The organism is Salegentibacter sp., from assembly GCF_036568425.1.
Taxonomy (GTDB): domain Bacteria; phylum Bacteroidota; class Bacteroidia; order Flavobacteriales; family Flavobacteriaceae; genus Salegentibacter.
The window spans coordinates 1-2,581 of sequence record NZ_DATCSO010000047.1; the positions used below are offsets into that span (position 1 = coordinate 1).

2 protein-coding genes are annotated in these 2,581 nt (G+C 39.4%); both read right to left on the bottom strand.

Annotated features, from left to right (window positions below):
- Positions 1-372, bottom strand: a 372-nt coding sequence (locus VIM94_RS04880; RefSeq protein WP_332038168.1) for a glycoside hydrolase family 20 zincin-like fold domain-containing protein, incomplete at its 3' end; no start/stop codon positions are given.
- On the bottom strand, positions 372-2,579 hold the full coding sequence (locus tag VIM94_RS04885; RefSeq protein WP_332038169.1) for a GH92 family glycosyl hydrolase: 2,208 nt from the start codon (positions 2,577-2,579) through the stop codon (positions 372-374). The genes VIM94_RS04885 and VIM94_RS04880, both read right to left, overlap by 1 nt.
- Between the last annotated feature and the right edge of the window lie 2 nt (positions 2,580-2,581).

A 2,581-nucleotide genomic window follows, 5' to 3' on the forward strand; every position in this document is an offset into this window, starting at 1 on the left:
CCCGGAAGACGATGCTGCTTCAATAATAATCTTTTCCTCCTCTACTAAAAGTTTATAAGCTTCCTCATTAAAATCCTTATTTTCTTTAAACTGAATGAAATTAGTTTGAGGCTTTTCTTCCAGTATTCCCATTTCCCAGCCTGCGGCAACACTAAATTTAGAATTTAACAACTCCGCAATTTCCTTTTGTCGAGTTCCTTCTACCACAAAGCTGGTTTCCTTTGTGAAGTTAAAACTACTCTCATTTAAATTCAATTCCTTAGGCATGGGAATAAGGTTGAGCTCGTTTTCTGAAAAGGTCTTCTCTTTATTCCCGGAACAGGCAGAAAAGATTAAAATTGAAAAATATAAGAGGTAGTATAAATTTTTCATTAATGGTAAATTTTATCGGGCTTTGGCGTTTTAATCGAGCTCTTTCCAGATTCTTGATTCTGAGCCTTGTTGTTCATAATAAAGGTTAATTCCCCGCCCGAAATAATATCTTTATGGGTTATAAATGCACGATCCAGCTTTTCACCATTAAGGAAAACACTTTTCACGAAAATATTCTTGGGTGAAAAATTTTCTGCTTTTATACTAAAAGACTTATTTCCAGGTAATTTTATTTCAGCCGTTTCAAAAAGTGGAGCTCCAAGCATATAGGTGCCTTGTGCAGGATTTACAGGATAAAATCCTAGAGAACTGAAAATGTACCAGGAAGACATTTGGCCGCAATCTTCATTTCCGCAATGTCCTGCAGGCTCGTTTTTATATTGAGTTGTGAGAATTTCTCTTACCAGCTTCTGAGTTTCAGATGGTTTATCTACGTAATTATATAAATAGGCAACGTGATGGCTCGGCTCATTGCCATGCGCATACTGGCCAATCATTCCGGTACTGAAAATAGGCAGCTTATCGGTGGCTTTAGGATAATAGGAAAACATAGAATCCAGTTTTTGCGCAAACCTCTGCTCTCCTCCCACTTTTTGAACCAGAGCCGGAATATCCTGTGGTACAAACCAGAAATATTGCCAGGCATTGCTTTCACTAAAGTATTTTGTGTATTCCTTTGGGATAAAGTTTTCTACAAGTTCTCCATCTTCAGTTTTGGGACGGAAAAAGCTGCTTTTTTCGTCATAGAGATTTATCCAATTTTGGGAACGTTCCAGGAAATATTTATAATCTTCTGTTTTCCCCAAATCTTTTGCAAACATTGCGACGCACCAATCGTCATAAGCATATTCAAGAGTTTTTGAAACACTCCAGTCTTCGCTTTCTTCACCTGTAGGCACATAACCCAATTCCCGGTAAACATCAATTTCCCTGTCATTGGCCATTGCACTTTCTTTACAAGCTTTATACGCTAATTCAGCATCAAATTCAAAGCCTTTAAAATAAGCATCTACCACCACCGGTACGGCGTGGTAGCCCAGCATCATATTGGTTTCATTCCCCTGCATAGACCAAACCGGAAGTAATCCGGTTTCTTTGTAATGCGCTAACATAGATTTTATAAAATCCGGTACTTTTTCCTGCTGAATAATTGTATAAAGTGGATGCGCTGCGCGAAATGTATCCCATAAGGAGAAGGTATCGTAACGCTCAAAATCCCTGGCTGTTTCCACTTCTCCATTTGCGCCTTTATAATTTCCATTGGGATCGCTAAGCAAGGTTGGCGCTAGCATAGATTGATACATCATGGTGTAGAAAACCGACTTTTGATCTGTATTGGCCGTCTTGATTTTTATTTTTTCCAGTTCACGCTGCCAAACCTCATCGGCATCTTTCCTAAAATCATCAAAACTGAAACCTGGCGCTTCCTTTTTCAGACTGGCATAAGCGCCTGCAATATTTGCAGAAGAAACTCCCGTTTTTACAACTATCTGTTCTTGGGAGGTTGTTTTATAATTCAGAATTATTTTGGTGTTCGTCCCGGTAATTTCTCTTCCTGAAATATCTTTTTCATCATTGAAAAGCTGAAAATCTTCAAAGCCTCTAGAGAACTTCATCACAAAATAAACCCGTTGATCTTTGGCCCATCCGGTAGACTTTCTATAGCCTTCAATAACCGAATCGCTTACCACACTAACATGAGTTTCAGTTGGGCGATCCCAGTTCATTGCATAACCTAAATCCACATGAATCTGAGAAAGCGAATCTTTAGGAAAAGTATAGCGATGAATCCCAGTTCTTTTAGTTGCGGTAAGTTCAGCTTTAATATCATAATCTAAAAGCTGCACCGAATAATACCCGGGAGAAGCTTCTTCTTTCTCGTGGCTAAATTTTGAAAAAGGTTTATTGTTATTCTCCGGAATTCGCTTAGAAAAACGACTATTGGTGGGCATCACCAAAATATCATAAAGATCGCCCGCACCGGTGCCGGAAAGATGCATATGAGAGAATCCGCTAATTATAGAATCCTGATAAAAATAACCAGAAATGCGATCCCAGCCTCCAATCCCAATATCGGGACTTAGCTGCACCATCCCATAAGGAACGGTGGCACCGGGATAAGTATTTCCCGGGCCATCGGTTCCAATAAAAGGGTTTACATATTCCGTAAGCCTATGCTTTTGGGCAAAAGCGGAAACAGTAAACAGCA